The organism is Terribacillus sp. 7520-G (assembly GCF_002271665.1).
Taxonomy (GTDB): Bacteria; Bacillota; Bacilli; order Bacillales; family Amphibacillaceae; genus Terribacillus.
Genome location: NZ_NQFP01000042.1, coordinates 39972 through 61754 on the forward strand (window position 1 = coordinate 39972; position 21783 = coordinate 61754).

The 21783-nt window shown below is 46.1% G+C and carries 19 protein-coding genes, 1 pseudogene and 1 riboswitch; of the genes and pseudogenes, 10 read left to right on the forward strand and 10 right to left on the reverse strand.

Annotated elements, in window-relative coordinates:
* Positions 1-21: 21 nt before the first annotated feature.
* Genes CHH53_RS14385 through CHH53_RS14395 form a run of 3 tightly spaced genes read left to right on the forward strand, consistent with a single transcriptional unit; the run spans position 22 to position 2898 of the window.
* On the forward strand, positions 22-870 hold the full coding sequence (locus tag CHH53_RS14385) for an ABC transporter permease (protein WP_095216828.1): 849 nt from the start codon (positions 22-24) through the stop codon (positions 868-870).
* Between the two features lie 13 nt (positions 871-883).
* Entirely contained in the window at positions 884-1900 is a 1017-nt protein-coding gene (locus tag CHH53_RS14390) for an ABC transporter ATP-binding protein (RefSeq protein ID WP_095216829.1), read from the forward strand.
* A complete protein-coding gene (locus CHH53_RS14395) occupies positions 1894-2898 on the forward strand; it encodes an ABC transporter ATP-binding protein (RefSeq protein WP_095216830.1) in 1005 nt (334 codons plus the stop codon). Before CHH53_RS14390 ends, CHH53_RS14395 begins: the two co-directional genes overlap by 7 nt.
* 57 nt (positions 2899-2955) lie before the next feature.
* Here CHH53_RS14395 and CHH53_RS14400 read toward each other — a convergent pair.
* The 5 genes and pseudogenes from CHH53_RS14400 to CHH53_RS14420 form a co-directional block, all read right to left on the reverse strand.
* Positions 2956-3534: pseudogene (locus tag CHH53_RS14400) on the reverse strand (histidine phosphatase family protein).
* Positions 3535-3554: 20 nt separating this feature from the next.
* Positions 3555-4169, reverse strand: coding sequence for an NUDIX hydrolase (locus CHH53_RS14405; protein WP_369819895.1), 615 nt, complete (start codon positions 4167-4169; stop codon positions 3555-3557).
* A gap of 205 nt (positions 4170-4374) precedes the next feature.
* Positions 4375-4548, reverse strand: coding sequence for a hypothetical protein (locus CHH53_RS17425; protein WP_158221573.1), 174 nt, complete (start codon positions 4546-4548; stop codon positions 4375-4377).
* Positions 4527-4982: a VOC family protein gene (locus tag CHH53_RS14415; RefSeq protein WP_095216833.1), complete on the reverse strand. Its 456-nt coding sequence runs from the start codon at positions 4980-4982 to the stop codon at positions 4527-4529. The genes CHH53_RS17425 and CHH53_RS14415 overlap by 22 nt, the downstream gene beginning before the upstream one ends.
* Before the next feature lie 106 nt (positions 4983-5088).
* Positions 5089-5442: a winged helix-turn-helix transcriptional regulator gene (locus CHH53_RS14420; protein ID WP_095216834.1), complete on the reverse strand. Its 354-nt coding sequence runs from the start codon at positions 5440-5442 to the stop codon at positions 5089-5091.
* Between the two features lie 113 nt (positions 5443-5555).
* Here CHH53_RS14420 and CHH53_RS14425 point away from each other — a divergent pair, with 113 nt between their 5' ends.
* Positions 5556-6137: an NAD(P)H-dependent oxidoreductase gene (locus CHH53_RS14425; RefSeq protein ID WP_095216835.1), complete on the forward strand. Its 582-nt coding sequence runs from the start codon at positions 5556-5558 to the stop codon at positions 6135-6137.
* 191 nt (positions 6138-6328) lie between these two features.
* On the opposite strand, the gene dhaK is transcribed toward CHH53_RS14425, so the two are convergent.
* On the reverse strand, positions 6329-8071 hold the full coding sequence (gene dhaK / locus CHH53_RS14430) for a dihydroxyacetone kinase subunit DhaK (RefSeq protein WP_095216836.1): 1743 nt from the start codon (positions 8069-8071) through the stop codon (positions 6329-6331).
* 126 nt (positions 8072-8197) lie between these two features.
* A riboswitch (SAM riboswitch) is annotated at positions 8198-8302 on the forward strand.
* A 101-nt stretch (positions 8303-8403) separates the two neighbouring features.
* Here dhaK and sfnG point away from each other — a divergent pair.
* Positions 8404-9489, forward strand: coding sequence for a dimethylsulfone monooxygenase SfnG (sfnG, locus tag CHH53_RS14435; protein ID WP_095216837.1), 1086 nt, complete (start codon positions 8404-8406; stop codon positions 9487-9489).
* A gap of 30 nt (positions 9490-9519) precedes the next feature.
* Here sfnG and CHH53_RS14440 read toward each other — a convergent pair whose 3' ends face one another.
* A complete protein-coding gene (locus tag CHH53_RS14440; RefSeq protein WP_095216838.1) occupies positions 9520-10014 on the reverse strand; it encodes a GNAT family N-acetyltransferase in 495 nt (164 codons plus the stop codon).
* An 83-nt stretch (positions 10015-10097) separates the two neighbouring features.
* Here CHH53_RS14440 and CHH53_RS14445 point away from each other — a divergent pair, with 83 nt between their 5' ends.
* Both CHH53_RS14445 and CHH53_RS14450 read left to right on the forward strand, forming a co-directional pair.
* Complete coding sequence (locus tag CHH53_RS14445; RefSeq protein WP_095216839.1) at positions 10098-10757, forward strand: DUF3885 domain-containing protein; 660 nt, start codon at positions 10098-10100, stop codon at positions 10755-10757.
* A 127-nt stretch (positions 10758-10884) separates the two neighbouring features.
* Entirely contained in the window at positions 10885-12084 is a 1200-nt protein-coding gene (locus tag CHH53_RS14450; RefSeq protein ID WP_095216840.1) for a DUF4317 domain-containing protein, read from the forward strand.
* A gap of 44 nt (positions 12085-12128) precedes the next feature.
* On the opposite strand, the gene CHH53_RS14455 is transcribed toward CHH53_RS14450, so the two are convergent.
* Positions 12129-14228, reverse strand: a complete 2100-nt coding sequence (locus CHH53_RS14455; protein WP_095216841.1) for a bifunctional metallophosphatase/5'-nucleotidase — start codon at positions 14226-14228, stop codon at positions 12129-12131.
* Positions 14229-14569: 341 nt separating this feature from the next.
* Between CHH53_RS14455 and CHH53_RS14460 the strand changes: the two genes are divergently transcribed.
* Positions 14570-15961, forward strand: coding sequence for a pectate lyase family protein (locus tag CHH53_RS14460; RefSeq protein ID WP_095216849.1), 1392 nt, complete (start codon positions 14570-14572; stop codon positions 15959-15961).
* 138 nt (positions 15962-16099) lie between these two features.
* Here CHH53_RS14460 and CHH53_RS14465 read toward each other — a convergent pair whose 3' ends face one another.
* Positions 16100-17329: a Zn-dependent hydrolase gene (locus CHH53_RS14465; protein WP_095216842.1), complete on the reverse strand. Its 1230-nt coding sequence runs from the start codon at positions 17327-17329 to the stop codon at positions 16100-16102.
* A 15-nt stretch (positions 17330-17344) separates the two neighbouring features.
* The gene (locus tag CHH53_RS14470; RefSeq protein WP_095216843.1) at positions 17345-18538 is read right to left on the reverse strand and encodes a hypothetical protein; all 1194 of its coding nucleotides are present in this window, start codon (positions 18536-18538) and stop codon (positions 17345-17347) included.
* Positions 18539-18747: 209 nt separating this feature from the next.
* Here CHH53_RS14470 and CHH53_RS14475 point away from each other — a divergent pair, with 209 nt between their 5' ends.
* Positions 18748-19818 carry an aldo/keto reductase gene (locus CHH53_RS14475; protein WP_095216850.1) on the forward strand — a complete coding sequence of 357 codons (1071 nt, stop codon included), beginning with the start codon at positions 18748-18750 and terminating at the stop codon, positions 19816-19818.
* A gap of 341 nt (positions 19819-20159) precedes the next feature.
* Complete coding sequence (locus CHH53_RS14480) at positions 20160-21620, forward strand: carbon starvation CstA family protein (RefSeq protein WP_095216844.1); 1461 nt, start codon at positions 20160-20162, stop codon at positions 21618-21620.
* Positions 21621-21783: the final 163 nt, after the last annotated feature.

Consider the following 21783-nt stretch of genomic DNA (forward strand, 5'->3'; position numbering starts at 1 on the left):
GCCAAAGGAGGTACATAAACGATGATGTCCAAGAAACGAAACATTATCGCCCTGACGATTTTCTTATTGATTGCCTTGGCAACGATCACCGCCAATTGGTGGCTGCCGGTCTCCCCTGCGGCAATGGATGCCAACCAGCGACTGCTTGCACCATCTGGCGCTCATTGGTTCGGCACCGATGATTTCGGCCGTGACATTTTTGCCCGCGTGGTCGTCGCCGCCCGTGTGTCTTTAGCTGTCGGTGTCATTGTAGCCATCATAGCGACAGTCATCGGTACATTGATCGGTCTTGTATCCGGCTATTTCCGTAAAACGGATTTTATCCTGATGCGGATTGTGGACGGATTTCTCGCTTTTCCTGCCCTGCTTTTGGCATTGGCGCTCGTAGCGGCGCTTGGCGGAAGCATCACGAATATCGTCATCGCCCTGACGATTGCTTTCTTCCCGGTCATGTCACGAGTGGTCCGCTCTGCCGTACTGCAAATCAACAACGCACAATATATCGAAGCAGCGCGGACAACAGGGACTGGAAATATCGTCATTTTATTTAAATATATACTGCCGAATGTACTCTCCCCCATCATTGTGCAAAGTACATTCATTTTTGCCAAAGCCATACTAGCAGAAGCTGCACTCAGCTTTCTCGGTGTCGGTGTCAATCCATCCACGCCGACTTGGGGAAATATGCTGCAGGAATCACAGATTTATATTACGATCGCTCCCTGGTTCTCGATTTTCCCTGGCATCGCAATCGTGATTACCGTCTTGTCGCTGAACATACTTGGCGACGGACTCCGGGATGCCTTCGATCCGCATAGCATCAAGAGAAAGCGGAAACGGAAACCAAAACAAACAGCACCAGCTGCCTAGAGGAGGTTACATTATGCTAGAAGTAAAGAATCTGCATGTCCACCTGGATACACCAGCCGGCCTCGTCAAAGCGGTTGATGGTGTATCATTCCGGCTGGAAGCTGGGCAGACCATCGGCATCGTCGGGGAATCGGGCAGCGGAAAAAGCGTCCTTGCTCATTCACTGACAAAGCTGAACCCTGAACCACCAGCCACCTACCCTGAAGGAGAAATCCTCTTCGAAGGAGAAAACATCCTGACAATGGATAAAAAGCGCCTGCGCAACCTGCGCGGGAAAGAAATCGCGATGATTTTCCAAGATCCGATGTCGAGCCTGAATCCCGTTTTCAAAATCGGCAGACAGCTGATGGAAGCCATCCAGACCCATCAAAAGCTTCCCAAAAAAGAAGCGCGCCAAAAAGCGCTCGAACTGCTGGCAGATGTCGGTATCCCAGACCCGGAACGCCGGATGCATAATTATCCGCATCAATTTTCCGGAGGGATGCGCCAGCGCGTCCTGATTGCCATTGCACTCGCCGCCAGACCGAAGCTGCTCATCGCGGATGAACCGACAACAGCATTGGATGTGACGATCCAAGCCCAGATCATTGAACTATTGAAAAACATCCAAAAGAAATATGGAACAGCCATCATCATGATTACCCATGATCTTGGAGTCGTGGCAAATCTGGCAGATCGGATCCTTGTCATGTATGCCGGCAAAATCGTCGAGTCCGGCAGTACAGCAAATATTTTTTATGATACGGCCATGCCATATACATGGTCGCTGCTGCGCTCGATTCCAAGACTGGATGCGGCAGGTTCCGAACGGCTGCTGCATATCGAGGGGAATCCGCCTAATCTGATTCATCCGCCAAAAGGATGCAATTTCCATCCCCGATGCCCATTCGCACGGGATGCTTGTCTGCAAACCGATCCTGCGCTCATAGAACGCGGAACAGACCACTGGGCCGCTTGTGTTCTCAGCAAGCCGCAATTCGATGAAGAAAAACAAGCTGTAGCAGAGCAGAAAGGAGTGCTGCTATCTTGACCGCATTATTGGAAATCAAGGATTTACACGTCCATTTCCCGATCAAGAATGGAGTCCTGCAGAAAACGACAGGTCATGTGAAGGCTTTGAATGGTATCGATTTGACTGTCAATAAAGGAGAAACCTTGGGGATTGTAGGGGAATCAGGCTGCGGGAAAAGCACACTTGCCAGAAGCATCGTCGGATTGCAAAAGCCCACTTCCGGCGATATCCTCTTTAACGGAAAAACGTATACAGATGCGTCTTCCAAGGAGCTTTACGAGCTGCGCCGCAATATGCAAATGGTTTTCCAGGATCCATATACCAGCCTGAATCCGCGCATGAAAGTGAGCGAAAGCATTGCCGCTCCGCTGAAGGCGTACAAAAAGACAAAAAATCTGGAATCCCGGGTAAAAGAGCTGATGGAGCTCGTCGGATTGAATCCCGATGATCATTATCACCGGCTGCCGCATGAATTCTCCGGCGGGCAGCGCCAGCGGATCGGAATCGCCCGCGCCATCGCCCTGGAGCCAAAGCTGATTGTCTGCGACGAGCCTGTCAGTGCACTGGATGTATCCGTCCAGGCCCAGGTCATCAATTTATTCCAGGATCTTCAGAAGAAATTGGATTTGACCTATGTCTTCATTGCACACGATCTTTCCGTGATCAATCATATCGCTGACCGCGTCGCTGTCATGTATCTAGGCAAAGTGATGGAAAAATCCAATCGCGAAACATTCCAGACGCATGCACAGCATCCCTATACAAATGCGCTGCTATCTGCTGTGCCTTTGCCGGATCCCGATAAAGAACGGGCACGGGAACGCATTGTGTTGAAAGGCGAACTGCCTTCCCCTGCCAACCCGCCATCCGGCTGCGTGTTCCATACCCGCTGCCCGAAAGCGACGGAATTCTGCAAAACCAACATACCCGCCCCGGAAGAACGCGGTGTTCCTGGACAGGAAGTAGCTTGCTTCTTTCCAGTCGGTGCGGAGGAGAATGCCAGGATTACATTATAAGAAAAGCAACCTGCACGTGCAGGTTGCTTTTTATGTACCCTTACCATTTTTCCCGGATCAGCTCCACACTCTTTCTATCCCCATCAATTCCCGACCTTCGAATTTCATTATATATCTGGCTTAGTTGATTGTAATAAAAAATCCAAACCATACCGACTATCATAATAGCCCATCATCAGTGTCGTGACAGCGCCATGTGTACCTATTTTTAGATCCCTGATAGATTCTCAGTAAATCCTCCATACTGCCATAAGCCCTTTTTTGACAGTCTGCATTCGACTCGCCTCCTGGAAAGGAGGAGTTTGGGTCGGCAAAAGATTCCTTTAACGAAGGAGATAATTCCTTATCGAAGATCCGCGTATCACTCGGAGCAAAGACGCGTTCCCGCAGATCCTCGATTTCATCCACTTCTTTTTCCGCATATTCCGCCAAGCAACGGATTGTTTCAACTGCACGTGTGTATGGACTGGAAACAAAAAGTTCCATCCCATCACCCTTCAAGGATTTGGCAACCTTTAAAGCATCCCGCCTACCTTTATCAGTCAAAGCTCTCGTTCTTTGATTACCTTCCTTGGGAGATTCGCCATGCCTTATCACATAAATGATGGTAGTTATATTTACACCCCTGATCCTCATTTTCACAGACAAAATCCAGTCTAATCAAACACGCTCAGTTTGTCAGGGTTACGCAGAAATCCAAACAGCATTTGAACCTGCGCCTCCGTATTTCTTTTCAGCGACAATGGCGGGAGCTTGGTTTCGTCAAAGAATCCGACTTCGCTTGTCTCCGCGCTTCCCTGCGCTCCCCCGCCGACAATCTCGCATTGCAGGAAGATTTTGTAGTAATGGAACATTTGCGGTTTGTCGGTATGTTTATCTGAATCCAGCACTGCTAAAAGTTTCTTTGGCATCACGTCGTATCCAGACTCCTCTTTGATTTCCTTTACCGCATTTTCACCAGCCGATAATCCCACCTCACAAAATCCGCCAGGCAGCGACCAGCGATCGTCCATCTTCTCCTTCACCAACAGCAGTTTTCCATCCCGGAACACGACTCCTCGTATATCCAGCTTAGGTGTGGGATAACCTTTTTCGGCTGCGAGCATCCCCCTGACTTGTTCTTTTGACTGCACACTATAATCAGCAATGATTTCCGCGCTGAGCTGCTGCAGCTCCTCGTATCTCTCCCGATTGAATACATCCTTTGAAAAATGCAGCCCTGCCTGGGAAATTGCCTGTATCCTCCTGGCCCATTCCAACCATTTTTCCAAGACTATCACCTATCATCCGTAATCTTATTTATGCTTCGTCCACTAGTTTATGCTTCTGTTCCTGAATAGTGATGGCTCTTTCGGAATTTGGGTGCTGCCCGCATCATAAATACATTGTTTCTCCAGCATTGTCTTGCGCTGCTGCAGATTTTCAACGTGCCGGAATAATAAGCTGATACTAAAGGGGGATTGATGGCAGGTTCTGTCAGCTTCCAGATAACACTTGAGCCGCCTGCTTCGGATACGTTTTCGTCCTGCCTCCTGCCATATGCCATAGGTGCTTGGAGAATTGGCATAGAGCTTCTGCCAGCTGATTCGTCAAATAATGGCCATCCCGCCTTTTCCCCGGTACCTGCCCTAGGCATTGTCTTTCTCCCATTCACTCAAATACATCCTTGCTGTTACATTGTTGGGATTTTCCATCTTCGAGATAAGCTCCAGACTATTCCCATCCAAATCATTGAAATGAATCTTCGCATGTGCCATTCCATCATGTGCCATCACAAAAGGCTCATGAGGGCCGAAGCCAAACGCCTCCCTTGGCCGATATCCTCTTTCCCTCAACCACTCCGAGGCACGTTTCAGATTCTCCAAGCTTACTTGAAATGCGACATGCCTGATCGATGGATGATAATCAAGCTCTGCCTTGTCCGATTCCCAGAGACCAAGCCAGCTGTGGCCCTTTTTTATCCAAAAGAATGCCAATCTATCCTCATGGATATGGGAGAGTTCGAGTCCCAGTCCCTCATAGAATGCAATGGATTCCTTTAAATCACTTACTGGCAGATGTGCTTCATATAATCCTTCTATCAAATAAAACACTCCTTCCTTGATTGTATAATCAGAATATAACAACTAAAAATAGAAATGCTGATATAATTCATACCCCACCATGATTTAGTATCGATATATTATTTATTCAGTTAATTTTTCTATCTTCCAATTGCTTTTCACCCCAATAACAAATCGCATCTAATACAGGAATCAATGATTTTCCTTGTTCTGATAAACTATATTCTACTTTTGGAGGAACTTGCGCATATTCTTTTCTAACTATCAATTGATCCTTTTCTAATTCCTTTAACGTATTGGTCAAGGATTTATATGAGATTTTATCAATCACACGTTTTAACTCGTTGTAACGAATCGGTCCATTACTTGTATATAGGGTATATAAAATTATCATTTTATATTTTCCACCTATCAATGACAAAGTGTATCCAAATCCAGTATTTTTCAAATCCCCATTATATCCGAATGATCGTATATCCATTTCACACTCTCCTTTTGGTTAGTATCGCACTTTCATTACCATACTTGTTTAGAGTCAAAACCCGAAATAAAATGAATGCAGATATAAAGAACACAATATAGGAGGAATAGGAAATGAAAACAATTATTTATGCACACCCCTGGGAAGGTAGCTTTAACCATGCAATTTTAACTTCGATCACAAAAGATTTAGAATCAAAGAAAGAAACATTCCAAGTGATAGATCTGTATAAAGATGAATTTAATCCAGCATTTACCGCAGAAGAATTAAAGTTTTTTAATAAGGGTGAAACGCCATACGAATTAGTTAAGCAATATCAAAAACTACTAAACCAAGCAACTGAGTTGATTTTTATTTTTCCTGTTTGGTGGTGGGATTTACCAGCCATATTAAAAGGTTTCATCGATAAAGTAATGCTATCGGGTTTTGCTATCTTAGAAAATAAAGAAACAGGTGCTTTGACTGGATTATTGACCAACATAAGAAAAACAACCGTCATCACCACTTCTACATCGGAAAAAGAGTATCTTGAAAATGAAGCAGGGAATGCTATTCAAGGTGTTTTCATAAATCGAACTCTTGCTGATCTCGGAATTAAAAACGAACATACTAAATGGATTAATTTTTCTAGGGTGAACTTGACAACTGATGATAATAGACATCTATTTTTAAAAGAACTTCCTCAAATGATATAAGGTCAATCCAAAAGCCCTTCCATGAGGGGCTTCAGCAACTCGAATGACCAGAGTTCCTTCTGAATTAAAATGCTGCAAAGATGTTGCCGGGAATGACTGATTCTGACGTATGTAAAAGGCTGTGGAACTTTCTCCACGGCCCTATTCTAATCTCCATTTATCTCGGTTCTTCCAATTTGACTGTTTATCCATCATTCCAGACTTTCCGCCAACTTGGTAAAGATGACTCCCAGAGCATGCGCCCCGGCATCCGGATAGCCAAGGCTGCGCTCCCCTACCGTACCGGCGCGTCCCATCCGGGCAACGATTTCCTTTGTCTTTTCAGCTCCGTTCACCGCAGCATCCGCCCCCTTCCGGAAAGCAGCCTTCACGTCTTCACCTGCTGCGGCACTCTGCTGCCAGCTGTCTGCACATGGAGCGAGGGCATCGATCAATGTCTTATCGCCAACTTCCGCACCGCGGCCGAAGGAACGTTCCCCGATATCCTGAATTGCCGTGACGATACGCTGCAGCGTATCAGCGAATGCTGGTACAGAAAGCTCGTTTTTCCCTTCTGCCGCTTTACCCGCAGCTCGGAACGCTCCGCCCCAAATCGGACCTGAAGCACCCCCGCAATGCTCCATGATCACCATGGAAGCGTCGTCGAGGAAGCGTGCAATTGTCAGATCATCTTGACTGAGAATCTGCTTCCACTCCCGTTTCAATTGACGGAAGCCTTTTGCCACACTATTTCCGAAATCGCCATCTCCCGCGTGTGTATCCAGCTTATTGAAAGCCGCTTCATTCTCAATGATGATTTCACTCATTTTATCGACTAAGTAGATGATATTTTCCAGCGTGATGGAATCTTCTTTTACTTGTGCATACGAACTGTCCGTTTCCACCCGGAAAGAAGCAACCGCATCCTCCGCTGATTCTTCCCGCTCTTCAAATGGCGGCTGCTCGACCGGTCCGTCGATCTTGAAAGCAGGTGTATCCGAATGGCTGGAAAGCAGCGTGCGCAGCTCCTCATCAAGTGACATGATCGTCACCGAAACACCGGACATATCGATGCTCGTCATATAATTGCCGACGAATATGCGGTTTATTTTTATATGACGCTCTGCCAGTTCCCGATTGACTGACTGATTGAACAGATACAGCTCCTGCAATGGCGTCCCGCCGAATCCATTGATCAGCAATGCCGCGTCTTCTTCCGGCTCTCCTTCTTTCAGTAAGTCATCTACCATACGTTTCGCCAATTCATCCGCTGTCAGTACTTTTTCACGTCTTATCCCTGGTTCCCCATGAATACCCACACCGTATTCCATCTCATCCTCTGCCAGTTCGAAAGTCGGTTCGCCTCCAGGCAGGGTGCAGGATGTCAAGGCTACGCCGATACTGCGTGTCCGCGAAACAGCCTTCTCGGCAGCGGCTTTCACTTGCTGCAGGTCGCGCCCCTCGGCTGCTGCTGCACCGGCAATCTTATGTACAAGGACGACACCGGCAACACCTCGCCTCCCGACCGTATATAAACTATCCTCAACCGCGATATCATCATCGACCTTCACATAATCCACTTCCAGTCCATCTTCCTTGGCCAGGTGAGCTGCATTCTTGAAGTTCATGATATCCCCGCTGTAATTTTTGATGATGAGCAATGTACCCTTCTCACCAGCTGTCTCCTTGATCGCTTGATACACCTGGATTTGGGAAGGGGAAGCAAACATATCACCGCATACCGCGGCATCCAGCATGCCTTCCCCGACAAAACCGGCATGCGAAGGCTCATGCCCGCTCCCGCCCCCGCTGATCAGCGTCACCTTATCCGTTTGCGGTCGTTTCTTTTTGATCACTTTATACTTTTTCAATAACTCGAGCTCCGGGTGCGCCAATACCAGCCCGTGGCACATTTCCAGGACAACATCCTCTGGGCGATTGATGATTTTCTTCATTGGTCATCCTCCTCTTATCCAAGCAAAAGTGTCTATCTTCCTTCAGCTTAACAGAACGAATCAAGAATTGCACAGACTAGGTTGACAAGTCTGAAAAGTTTGGATACAATCACTAAAAAAATAGTTTTCTTATCAAGAGAGGCGGAGGGACTGACCCTGTGAAGCCTCGGCAACCGACTGTCAGCAGCACGGTGCCAATTTCAGAAGGATGATGCATCCTGAAGATGAGAAGCGTGTACGGATAGTTACAGACCCGGCAGCCCTTCTCTTTTATATGGAGAAGGGCTGCTTTCGTATACGCCTTGATAAGCAAGCTTGATTGGAGTGTAAACATGACCAAGAATGTGAAATTTGCTTATTGGGTACCAAATGTGAGCGGCGGATTGGTCATTTCCAAGCTGCCGCAAAAGACGGATTGGAGTTTCGAAGCAAATAAACGCTATGCGCAAATCGCCGAACAGAATGGCTTTGAATATGCCCTGCTGCAAACACGCTTCATCGCAAGCTATGGTGCAGACAAACAGCTCGAGGCGATAACACTCGCCTCGGCCCTTGCCAGTGTCACCGAGAAACTGAACCTTATTTCGGCTGTCCACCCTGGGCTTTGGCATCCAGGCGTCTATGCCAAGATGCTTGCCACTTTGGATCATATCAGCGGCGGCCGTGCTGCTGTGAATATCGTCAGCGGCTGGTTCAAGCAGGAATTCATCAGCTACGGCGAGCATTGGCTCGATCATGATGAACGCTACCGTCGTTCCGAGGAATTCATCCGCGTGCTTCGGGCATTGTGGGAAGAAGAACAAGCTACCTATCGGGGAGACTTTTATCGATTGACGGATGCCCCATTGAAGCCAAAGCCCAAAAATCGGATTCCAATCTTCCAGGGCGGTAATTCAGAGGTTGCCAGGGACATGGCTGCCCGTGTTTCCGATTATTATTTCATGAATGGCAATACACTGGAGGGGTTCCAGCAGCAAATCCAGGATGTAAAAGCCCGAGCAGCCAAACAAGGACGGGATGTCAAATTCGCCGTAAACGGCTTTGCCATCGTCCGGGACACAGAAGAAGAAGCCGTATCCCTTCTGCGTGACATCGTAGCGCACGCCGATGATGAAGCCGTGGAAGGATTCCGGGAATCCGTCAAGGACGCAGGCCAGGCAACACGCAGCAAGCAAGGCATGTGGGCAGACTCCTCTTTTGAGGACCTTGTCCAATATAATGACGGCTTCAAAACCGGTCTGATCGGTACAGCCGAACAAGTAGCCGACCAAATCATCCGCTTGAAACAAATCGGTGTCGACCTTGTCCTGACCGGCCACTTCCATTATGAAGAGGATTTGGAGCGCTTCGGTCGTCAAGTCATCCCGCTCGTCCGTGAAAGGGAAGCAGCTTTGACACATGCAAAACAGCCCACTTGATGTGGGCTGTTCACTTATGCACAGGAGCAATCACTTTAAGCTTTTCACCAAGTTGAACCAAACTTTACCCGCATGCTCAGAAGCTGATTCCCCCTCATTACAGTACCCACTTGCCTCATAGAAAGGCACCAAATGATCCAAGCATGTCAGGGTGATTCCCTGCCTTTGATATCTCACACACATTTTTTCCAATTCATTTAACAGCTTTACCGCAATCCCTTTCCCTCTATGGTGAGGATGCACCGCCAAACTGAGTATGCTTTGAAATCCCCCGCTTGGCGGATTAGGGATTGTATGTTCAAACAATTCATCATTGATATAATGCTGAGGTATGACTGGACCGACGACATAGCCGAGGATCTTATCGCGGCTATCTCTTGCCACGATGAATGAATCTGCTATAATCTCAATCCTCTCCAGCATGGCTTCTTTCGTCGCCGCTTCATCAGGTGTGAAGCCAGCATATTCAATATCCATCAGTTCTTCTAAATCCTCTCGATGTGGTACAGTAAAGTGAATGTCCATATTATTCATCCCCTGCCATTTTCAAACAATATCATTATATAATCATTATACTACACTAGCTCTCCAAGGAAGGAGTGATTGACATGCATGCAAAAGACTATCTCGCAGTCTGCTTTGCCGATCTTGAACTGGTACCAAGCATTTATCATCGATGGCATACTGGCATGCATATAGCGCTCGGCGGAGATAGCCATCAATTACTGGACAATGACCAGCTCAATATGGATCTGTTCCATCTCGTCTATCATCAAGCATTGACCATTTTCAGGCATTTATTTGATTCAGACGATGAGCTTTATCTAGCTGCCAATCTATATAAGGGGAAACGTGGACGAATAAAGAAGACAAATCTATTTAGACCATTTATAAGAAGGAAAAAGTTGCTCTATCAGATTCGGGCTCACACATTGCCTTACCCGTTTGAAGATGAAAGTCTGTTCGAATACCAGCAGTTTTCCCTCAAGTGCAGACCAGCTGATATCCGGATTCCAGCGCTGCTGAAAGCTGCATGCAATAAGGATTTCCCTCCCCTTAAACCGAGATTCAAAGCGCATGCCGGCTACCCCGACATCTTTTTTATCAACAAAAGCAAGGATATCATCTTTTTCATCTATGATGATCGCGGATGCGAGGTGGTTGCAAAAGAGCCAGCAGCATTGGAGTCTTTATCAAGTCGGCTTTCAGGCTATACATATGATATAAAGACAAGGGATGAACAGCTCCCTGTCCATCTAAATCGCTAATCGATTTCTTCATATCAATAAGAATATAATTCAAAACTCTACAATAAAAGTGCCGTTTCGCAGCCTATGTCTATGTTAAAATAAGTGAACGCGCAATTCACTCTATCGATAAGGAACGGGAATCAATATGAATAAAAAAGATATCGCAACTATCCGAAGACAATTCAAAAAAGGCAATGATAAGCTCAAAATCTCGGATATATTCAATGTATATATCATGAAAGAATCAAGCGACATTTATCATCATGAGCGTATGCCATTCGATATGCTGGATGAAGACCAGCAGGAACTTTTTCTTGGCAATTTCAAGAAGGTACTGGCCGGACAGCTCGATGAGAAATTATTCGAATTGAAATTCAAACGGGATGCCGAGGACAGCAGTCAGTTCATCCTGCATCGCGGCCTGCTCACGAATGATGTCGAGGAATGGGCCAATGACATGCTCCGCCTTGTTGCCAAAATGCTGCAGGACAGGCAGTATGAGCATGATGTTGTCATCAGTTTCATCAAGGCGGAATACCTGAAAGCCCAAAAACGCCAAAGCGAGGAATCAGAGGAAAGCGCCAATGACACGATGTATTCCCATCAATTCCTGCTTTGCAGCATCAACAAGACACAGGAGCCGAAGAAGGAATTGCAATTCGATTATGTGGAGCGGGAGTTCAAGTATAATGTGACAGTCGATCCAGTCATCAATCTGCAGTCCCCGTTATCCGGCTTCCTCTTCCCATGCTTTAATGACAGCGCGGCTGATGTCAACCACGTCCTTTATTCAACGGCAAAGGCCTTTGAACCGGATACAGCGTTCATCGAAAATGTATTGAATGCCGAAGAAATCATGACAGCAAAAGATGACAAGAGCGTTTTCGAGGAAATCGTCAAGGATATCACAGGAGACCAGCTGAACACCTCGACACTCGCCAATGTCTATGAAGAAATCAACCGTGTGGTCGAGGAAAATGAAGAAGATGAACCACCGAAACTCGACCGGCAGGATATTCAACGCGTTCTGACGATGAGCGGTGTGGAAGACGTGACCCCCGAAAAAGTGGAGACCGCCTATCAAAAAGTCATCGACGATGAGAAATATGAAATGAAAGCAACCAGCGTACTGCCAAAGTACAACTCCAAATCCATCAAAATCAAAACAAAGGTAGCCAATATCGCCATCAGCCCGGAAGATCTGCGTTACGTACGGCAAGTTGTGTTCAACAACAAACGCTGCATCATGATCGAAGTGGAAGAGGATACTGTCATTGAAGGATTTAAAATGGCGGAAGAAGCTTTGGTGAATAAAATGAATAAAGAAGAAGCCGAACAGTTATAAAGCAATAAGGATGCTGCGTGATGCAGCATCCTTATTTGTATTGATCAGGCTTTTGCTTTCCTTCTTTTGAAGATAAAGAGAACTGCTCCGGCAGCAAGCAATGCCGCCCCGGCCAGCATGTACGTATACATATTCGTTGCCGTGTCAGGCAGTTTATTTCCGCTGACCTGCTCCGCACCGCCGTCAAAGGCTTTGCCGCCGCCCTGGCCGCTATTATTCCCTCCGTTATCATGGCCGCTTGGCGAAGGTGCATTGCTTTTATCATTTTGATCATTTTTGTCTTGGTCTGCCGGTTCATTGTCATCTTCCGGATCTTCCTGCGGCTTATCGTCCCCTGGATCCTCCTCTTTATCACCGTTGTCCTTCGGATCTGGTGTCTTTTCATTCGAGTCTGGTGTTTCTTCATTCGGATCTGGTGTTTCTGGAGATTCCGGAGCTTCGTCTTTCGGCTCCTCTGGCGGTTCAGACGCCTCTGGCTCTTTGCCCTCCAGATCCGTAATACGTCCTTCAATCACTGGGTTCACTTCCCCGTTCAAATCCTCCACCATATAATCACGGAATTGCTCCCAGTCTATTTCCCCAAGGTCTTGCACACGACCTTCTGCATATGCTTGGGCGAATACATCATAACCATCCCCGCCTTTTGCGGTGAAGTTATTTGTTGTCACAGCGTACATCTGATCTGGCTGGATATCTGCATACACGTCGCCTTGTTTCACTTGCATGCTTACGACACGGGAACCCGCTTCCTTGGTACTGTCATAAGTGAACTTCATGCCTGAAACCTGCAGGAAGCCGCCGCTTTCTTCCGGGGCCAAACGAACGCTATATTCCAGGATCTGCTTGATTTCGTCACCGCTCAAATGCACCACAGCAGGATCATTGCCAAAAGGTAATACAGCAATCACTTCCCCGACGGTGATCGGACCCTGATCAATCGGTGCTCGGATGCCCCCGCCATTTTGCATGGCAATCGCAACTTCCGGCATTTTCTCCTGTGCTTTGGCAAGCATGGCATCCGTGATCAAGTTGCCTAGTTCTGTCTCATCGGCCCGGACACTCACGTCACTATCGGAAAGTCTTGGATTTGTAAGAGGTTTCAGGGCAACAGCGCCTATTTCCTCGTTGGAAACCTGGTCGACTTCATTCTTATACGAAGCAAGCACACTTACTGCGTCCGGATCTGCTTGCTTTTCCGTGACGTCGATCAAACGCCCTTCATAGCCTACCACTTGCCCTTGATCATTGAACTCGACATCCAATTCCCCGAGGTTTTCAGCATATTGATAGGCCTGGACAATGACAGTGGGATCTTTTGCCTCGCCGTTTTCATCCGTATCGACTACAGTTGGCTGCTCCAATTTTGTATGGGAATGACCCCCGACAATGACATCGATGCCATCGACTTGCTCTGCCAGCATCAGATCATTACCCACTGCAGGGTTGCTGTCATAGCCGATATGGGTAAGTGCCACAATCTTATCGACACCCATTTCCTCAAAAGCAGCCACTGCCCGCTCTGCTTCCGCAGCATAATTAGAGATTGTCGCATTAACAGGACTGGACGTTTGCAGCGTTTCCTCTGTCGTCAATCCAAAAATCCCTATCTTCTCCCCATTCACTTCTTTCACCATGCCGTCATATATCATGCTGTCCTGTGCATCTTCCGTGAAGGTGTCGCTCACTTCGCTTCCTACATAAGCATCCCCAGAAAAATCGACATTGGCTGAGATGAAAGGGAAGTCCGCTCCGGCAATGAATTCGGATAGCGACTTATGCCCGTTTTCACTGGAACCCAAATCGAATTCATGGTTCCCGAAAGTCATCGCATCAATGTCCATCATATTTAAAAGTGCCAAATCCGCTTGTCCCTTGAACTGATTGAAATACAGGGTGCCGGAAAAAACATCTCCAGCGTTAAACAGCAATGCATCCGGATGCTCCGCACGCACTTCCTTGATCGCAGTGATCATATTCGGCAGCGGCTCCACATGCGCATGCGTATCGTTCATATGCATGATGGTCAACGAGAAGTTTTCTTCCTCCTCGGCTGCATATGTACCAGTTGGCAAAACGATCGATGATAGAAAAGCAATGATTGCAGCAGCACTAAGTGAAAATCTTAAACGCTTCTTATGCACCATATTTCAGATACCCCCAAATAAATAATAAAGCCGACAGATGATACCAAAATCCGCCTCGCTGCATTTGTCGACTCTTCCCTATCAGTGTAGAGAATTACTATTAATTTATCATGAAGAGATTGTGAATATCTGAAAATATTTAAAAATTCAGATGTTAACTTCTAAAATCCTAAATAATTGGAATTAATAACCAATAAAATAAGTATTTTATATTACTTATCATTATGCAATTTAGAAAAAGTAGTATGAGGCTGATGGATATTATGATAACTTAATATTTGTATTTTACATTTTTTTACATAAACAGGGAGGTGGCTCGATTGAAAAGAGTTGTCAAGTGGATGACCTGGGCGTGTCTAGCCGCAATCTTAGGGTTGCTGCCATTTAATACAACTGCCCATGCAGAAAACAACTATAGCCTGACAGGCTTTGCCCAGGGTACGACAGGGGGCGGTGTACTGGAAGAGACAGATCCATCATACAGAAAAGTGTATAATGCGGCCGATCTTGCCAAAGCACTTAAGAAAGGTTCCGATGTAAAAGTCATCGAAATCATGAATGATCTTGATCTGGGGTGGAATGAACTTCCTTCTTCTGCCAAGACATCGCCATTCTCTCAGCATAATGCACCACTGACGCATCCTGTGTTGAAAGAGAGCGGTGTAAGCAAGCTTACAATCGACGGCTTCGACGGCTTGACGATTTTCTCAAAGAATGGCTCCAAGATAAAACACGCAGGCATCATTATCAAGCGAAGCAAAAACATCATCATCCGCAATTTGGAATTTGATGAGCTCTGGGAATGGGATGAATCCACAAAAGGAGACTATGATAGGAACGATTGGGATTACATCACGATTGAAGGTGCAAGCAAAGGCGTCTGGATCGACCATAGTACCTTCCATAAAGCCTATGATGGCATCGTCGATGTTAAAAAAGGCAGCAATGGTGTCACCATTTCTTGGTCCGCATTCAAAGGGGATGACAAGGGGTCCGATAGCTGGGTGACACAACAGATCAATGCTATGGAGAAGAATAAAGCATCCTACCCAATGTATGCCTATCTTCGCAGCAGTGCAGTCGGCCTAAGCAAGGACGATATCATCGATATTGCTTCCGGGCAAAAGAAATCCCATCTGATTGGAGCATCATCCTTCGCATCTGATAATGCCGATCTGGAAATCACGCTTCATCATAATTATTACGAAAATATACAGGATAGGATACCACGCCTACGGGGCGGCAATGCCCATGCCTACAATATCGTCATGCATAATACAGGACTTGTGGAGGCCAAAAACAAAATCACCTCCAGCATGAGTAAAGCCATCAAATCGAAAGGGTATCACTTTACCGTTACAAGTAATGGTGCCATCTCCACAGAAGGCGGTGCTTTGCTTTTGGAGAAATCAGTAATCAAGGATGTCACACAGCCGGTGAAAAACAATCAGAAGGATGCCGCCGATAGTTCTTATACCGGAAAAATACTAGCGCTGGATACGATCTACAGTAATGACGGTGATACATTCCGCGGCGACAGTACAACCAGCGGCAGTCCGCTGGCTCCGGAGCCGGCGCCGGCGATCCCATTCTCCTGGAATGGATTCAGCAAACTTCCATACAGTTATAGCACAGACGACCCTGCGAACTTGATGAATCAGCTCACTTCATCCGATGGAGCTGGAGCTGGAAAGCTGAATCGCAGCGCATTTGTATGGATGAGTACGAAGTAAGAACATAGAATTAATCACCAATAGTCACCTAAAAAAGAGTTAGGCATCACTTAGATGATGCCTAACTCTTTTTTAGGTGCGGCTTATCCCTATTCCCATTAAAGAGCTTGCCTTACCCGAAGCCCAAATGCTGACGCTTCATTCGGCCTCCGTCAATTCCTTCGCTGCCTCATAAAATATCTCCGTCGCCTTAGCTATATCCCTTGAGTCCGACCATTCTTCCGGACAGTGACTCAGCCCGGCTTTGCTAGGAATGAATAACATGCCGACATCCGTAAAATCGGAAAAGACCATTGCATCATGTCCAGCTCCGCTATTGATGGAACAATAGGAAGCATTGCATGCACTGCTCCTATCCTTTAATAGCGTACGGATTTTTTCATTCAGCAGCTTAGGCTGCATATATAGCTGCTCCTCGGACTGCACTTCTATTCCATTCCCTTGATGGAGATCCAAGCATTCCTTCATTTTTGCAATCACATTTTGAACACTTTCTTCTTTCCCTGCTCGGATATCGACCGTAAATACAACTTTATCGGGAATGACGTTCGCTCCATTCGGAAATACATGCAGACGCCCTGTCGTAAGTACGGTGCCATTCCCCTCTTCAACGGCCAGTCCAGACAGCTGACTGATGATTTTCGCTGCAGTCACCAAGGCATCTGCGCGACGGTCCATGGGAGTTGTTCCTGCATGTCCAGCCTGTCCTTTCACTGTCACTTCATATTGAGTCAAACCGACGATCGTCTCTACTACGCCGATCTGCATGTTCTTTTCTTCCAAAATCGGCCCTTGCTCGATATGTAACTCCAGAAAGGCCTTCATTGTTTTTGGATCTCTTCCTTTTGGCAGCGATGGATTTAAGCCTATCCGCTGCATTGCTTCTGCTGCGGAAATGCCATCCCTATCCCTTAAGCTGTTAAAATCAGCTTCACTCAGCAAACCAGTGATGCCTCGGGAACCCATCAATCCGCCGCCAAAACGGGAGCCTTCTTCCTCCACCAGAGCTACGATTTCAAGCGGATATTTCGGCTTCAATCCGTTCTTTCTGAAAAGCTCCGCCACCTCAAGGGCTGCAACTACTCCCGCCGGGCCATCATAGGCCCCTCCATTCGGCACTGAGTCAAAATGAGAACCTATCATCACGCTTGGGGCATCGGGGGCAGTACCCTCCAGCTTCCCGAATATATTGCCAAAGCCATCTTCGGCTACGGTCAATCCTGATGCTTCCATTTGTTCTTTAATATAAGTGCGGGCTTGCAGATCCTCCTTACTGTATGTGAGCCTTGTGGTGCCATTGCCAGGTGTTGCCGTAAACTGTTCCAATGCTTCGATATGTTTTTCGATCCGTTCCTTCATTTCACTCATTCTTCCATTCCTCCATTACAAGAAGCTGACGAATATTCCCGCCAATACGACTGATACGATGGTCACCGTGATGAACCCTCCGACTAGCATCGGCGGCAGCATACGGCTTGTCAATACTTCTCTTTCCTTCTCATCTTCGGTCAAGGACTTGATTACTTCATTAGTAATGATATAATCTGCCGGGAACCCGTAAAGTGCCGTCAGAGAAACAGCAAATGCCATATCCTTGCTAACTCCTAACATCTTGCCGGCAATGAAGGAGAAGATATACATACCGATAACTCCGATCACAATGGTCCCGATTAATGGATACAGGATTTCAAGCATCATACTTGGAGTAGCTTGATTCAACCCGTCGAAGATGAACAGCATCAGTACCAGGATAGCAATCCCAAAACCATTCGCTTTTTGCAATGCCTGCTTTTCAAGGAAACCGGCACTGGTGGCAATCACTCCAAACAGCAGACAAAGTACGAATGGACTGATTTCCACGACGGGTGCCAAGGCAGTGGATACAAGGTACGCTGCATAAGAAACAAGTGCCAGCTTGAAAAACTTGAAGAAATCAGTGTTATACTTTTCGGGCACTTTCCATCTTGATGGTCCAGCTTCCGCAGTGACAGCTATTTCTTCTTTCGCCTTATCAGGCACATCTGTTTTCAGGTCGCCATTTCGATAAAGCTGCAGCAGACGCTTCCCTTCCTTTTTGAGCACTACCGATGTGATCGGATAGCCAGCAAATCCTTGAATGACATAAATGACGATGGCAAATACGGCCAATGATGAAAGTCCTGCCGCACTGGCTGCATCAGACATGATCAAGGACGACACCACCCCGCCGACCAAAGGCGGAATTGCCACGACCATCGTCTCAAAGCCAAATATCAGCGTTCCGACAGTCATCAATAAAGCCACGATACCTAAAATACCTGATAAAGCAATCACGATTGTTTTCCACTGTGCTTTCAATTCTTTAAGAGACAGCAAGGTTCCCATATTGGTGATCAATAAGTACATCATCATCGTTGCGACAACTGGCGGAACACCAGCCACTGACACGATATCCTTTGGGAAGAACGTCCAATATCCCAAGAGAAATAGAATCGCACAAACGAAGACTGACGGTACCCAAGCCTTCGTACGGACTGCGACCAGATCCCCGATGAATAAAATAAGGGTAAGTATTACCAAAGCTAATAATTGCGACATAAGGATCTCCTAACTTCTATTATAAAGTTGTCGTAAATATAAAAAATAATAAATATTCAAATATGTCCGACATATAAAAATAATAATATATTTGTAGTTTTCAGTCAATTTTATATGAAAAATGACCAATGAAAAACACTAAGCCTGAAAGTTTACTACTTTTCTAGCTGGGAAAACTATCTAAAATGGATTATCAGAAGGAGGATATCATGGAATATATCAATTTAGGAAATTCCGGTCTGCGTGTTCCGAAATATATATTAGGGACCATTCCCTTCAGCGGTACGAATGGTTTTGAAGCAACCGGAAAGGTCAAAGAAGATGAGGCACGCAGAATGGTGGATATGTCATTGGAAGCTGGAATCAACATGTTCGATACGGCGAATCTCTATTCCAAAGGTGATGCTGAACGTGTACTCGGCGCTGCCATCAAGGGCCGGAGAGACGAAGTATTGATCACTTCCAAAACAGGCTTCAAGCTAGGCGATGGACCAAATACCGGAGGAGCTTCCCGCAGCAATATCGAAGCCTCCATCGATCAATCACTGCAACGCCTTGGGACGGATTATCTGGATTTGTTTTTCGTTCATTTATGGGATGGGCGCACCCCGGTTGAAGAAACGATCGATACGATGACCAATCTCGTCAGAAAAGGAAAAATCCGTTATTGGGGAGTCTCCAACTACAGCGGATGGGCACTTGCGAGAACCTTCACCGTGGCACAGCAGCCTGGATACATCCCCCCGATCACACAGCAAATCTACTACACACCTGAAGCTCGTGAAGCCGAATATGAGCTGCTGCCGGCGGGTAAGGAACTCGGCATCGGCAACATGATCTGGAGCCCTCTTGGGGAAGGCCTTCTAAACGGGAAAATCGGACGGAATAAAACAGCACCTGAAAACACCCGTCAAGGCGGCGGATGGCCAGAGCCTTGGGTGCAAGACCAAGAACGGCTCTACCGAGTGATCGATGCGCTGGAGGAAGTAGCAGCCAGCCATGATGCATCTGTGCCGCAAATCGCCTACACCTGGGTCAAGGACCGTCCGAACGTAGGCCCGATCGTCATTGCAGCCCGCAACGAGCAGCAATTGAAAGAGGACATAGCTTCCTTTGATATCAAGCTGACACAGGAAGAACATGACCTAATCGAATCAGCCGCTCGTCCAGCACCAATCTATCCACTCTGGCACCGGACCATGAGCAGCTTTGAAATGGGAAGTCCAGCAGAGATGGCGTATTTGCAGGGGTATAAACAGTCGATGGGCTTGGATGATTAAATGATGGCATTTAAAATACCGAAAACAGATCTTTAGTTCTGTTTTCGGTATTTTTATTTATGTCATAGGATGTGAATCATAGTCATAGCTTGCTTTAAAACCTCTGGCCGCCTTCGATCCTTCTTTACCACAATTCATCTTTAACTGGTCATGCTTTAGGTAACATTAAATCAAAGAGTATCAAACTTATGGCATTTAGCTTATCCTATTTGATATATGTTTCGATTTCTCGCCCCTGGGAATTCCCTGCAGCGTGACATGTTATTTTTCCTTCCTTCATAAAGATTTTTATAATACAATTATGATAACGCTTACATACACTAACATGGAGGGGATCTAAGATGATTACTTTTTTTGTTGCAATATTAACATTGGTTGCAGCGTATTTTACGTATGGAAAATACGTCGAAAAAGTATTTGGACCGAATGAAGAACGGCAGACACCTGCATATGCTAATCAAGACGGTGTAGATTATGTCCCGATGAACAAACAGAAAAACGCATTGATTCAATTACTGAACATTGCCGGTACCGGTCCCATATTTGGTCCGATCATGGGCGCCTTGTATGGTCCCGCAGCATTCTTATGGATCGTTCTGGGTTCTATATTCGCTGGAGCGGTACATGATTACTTGACTGGTATGATCTCGATTCGTAATCGAGGTGCTCATATCCCGGAACTTGCCGGAAGATTTTTAGGTCGCGTTTCCCGTCATTTAGTGAACGTTTTTGCTTTACTGTTATTATTGCTGGTTGGTACAGTATTTGTTACGACACCTGCGTCATTATTGCATAATTTAATAGATGGCCGGGTTGCTTTGATAGCCATTGTCATCATTATCTTTGCTTATTATTTTTTGTCTACCATTCTCCCAATCGATAAGATTATCGGCCGCATCTACCCGTACTTTGGAGCACTATTGATCATTGGAACAATTGCAGTAGGTGCCGCATTATTATTAAGCAGCTATAAAATTCCTGAATTATCATTAACGAACATGCATCCGGCCGACTCACCTATTTTCCCAATATTATTCTTAACGATTACTTGTGGTGCCTTATCAGGGTTTCATGCAACACAATCACCGCTTATATCAAGAACAACTCAAAACGAAAAACAAGGCCGTTACATTTTTTATGGCATGATGATTGCCGAAGGTGTTATTGCCATGATATGGGCAGCAGCCGCAATGGCTATATTCGACGGACAAAGTCTTCAAGGATTAATAAATGAGGGGACAGCTTCCCTGGTAGTCAGTGAAGTCAGCATGACCTTACTTGGAGCTGTCGGCGGTACCATAGCCGTCCTTGGTGCAGTGGTGTTACCGATTACCTCAGGTGATACAGCGTTCCGGGCCGCACGTAATATAATTGCAGATTATATTAGTTTGAGCCAGACCAAAACAGCCAAACGGTTAGCAATCGCGATACCGATGTTTGCAGTTTCCTACTGGTTAACGACCATTGATTTTAATCTTTTATGGCGCTACTTCTCGTTTGCCAATCAAGGAACTGCGGCACTTGCGCTTTGGATAGGCACTATGTATCTTTTTGTTAAAAAGAAAAATTATATCATTGCACTAGTTCCAGCGGTATTCATTACCGATATGGTCTTAACTTATATATTATATGATGGAAACCTTGGGTTTGGCTTATCCTATCAGGCAGCGCATACAGGTGGAATAATCCTGACATTGGTCATCACTGCTCTGTTCTTCTGGAAAGCAAGAATGAATTCCAGAGGGAATTTGGCTGTCGATATGGAAGTACCTGCTCTTCATAAAAGTGAACAAATAAACTAATTCAGTGGAGTTAGGTAAGCGTAACTGCCTTAGCCTAACTCCTAGTAAAGATACATTGGAACATGTATATGCGAACTTTTTTTCCCTCAAAAGATTATATAATAAAGAAAGACCCTGACTTTACGTCAGGGTCTTTCTGTTTACCGTTTGGCAATACGGTAAG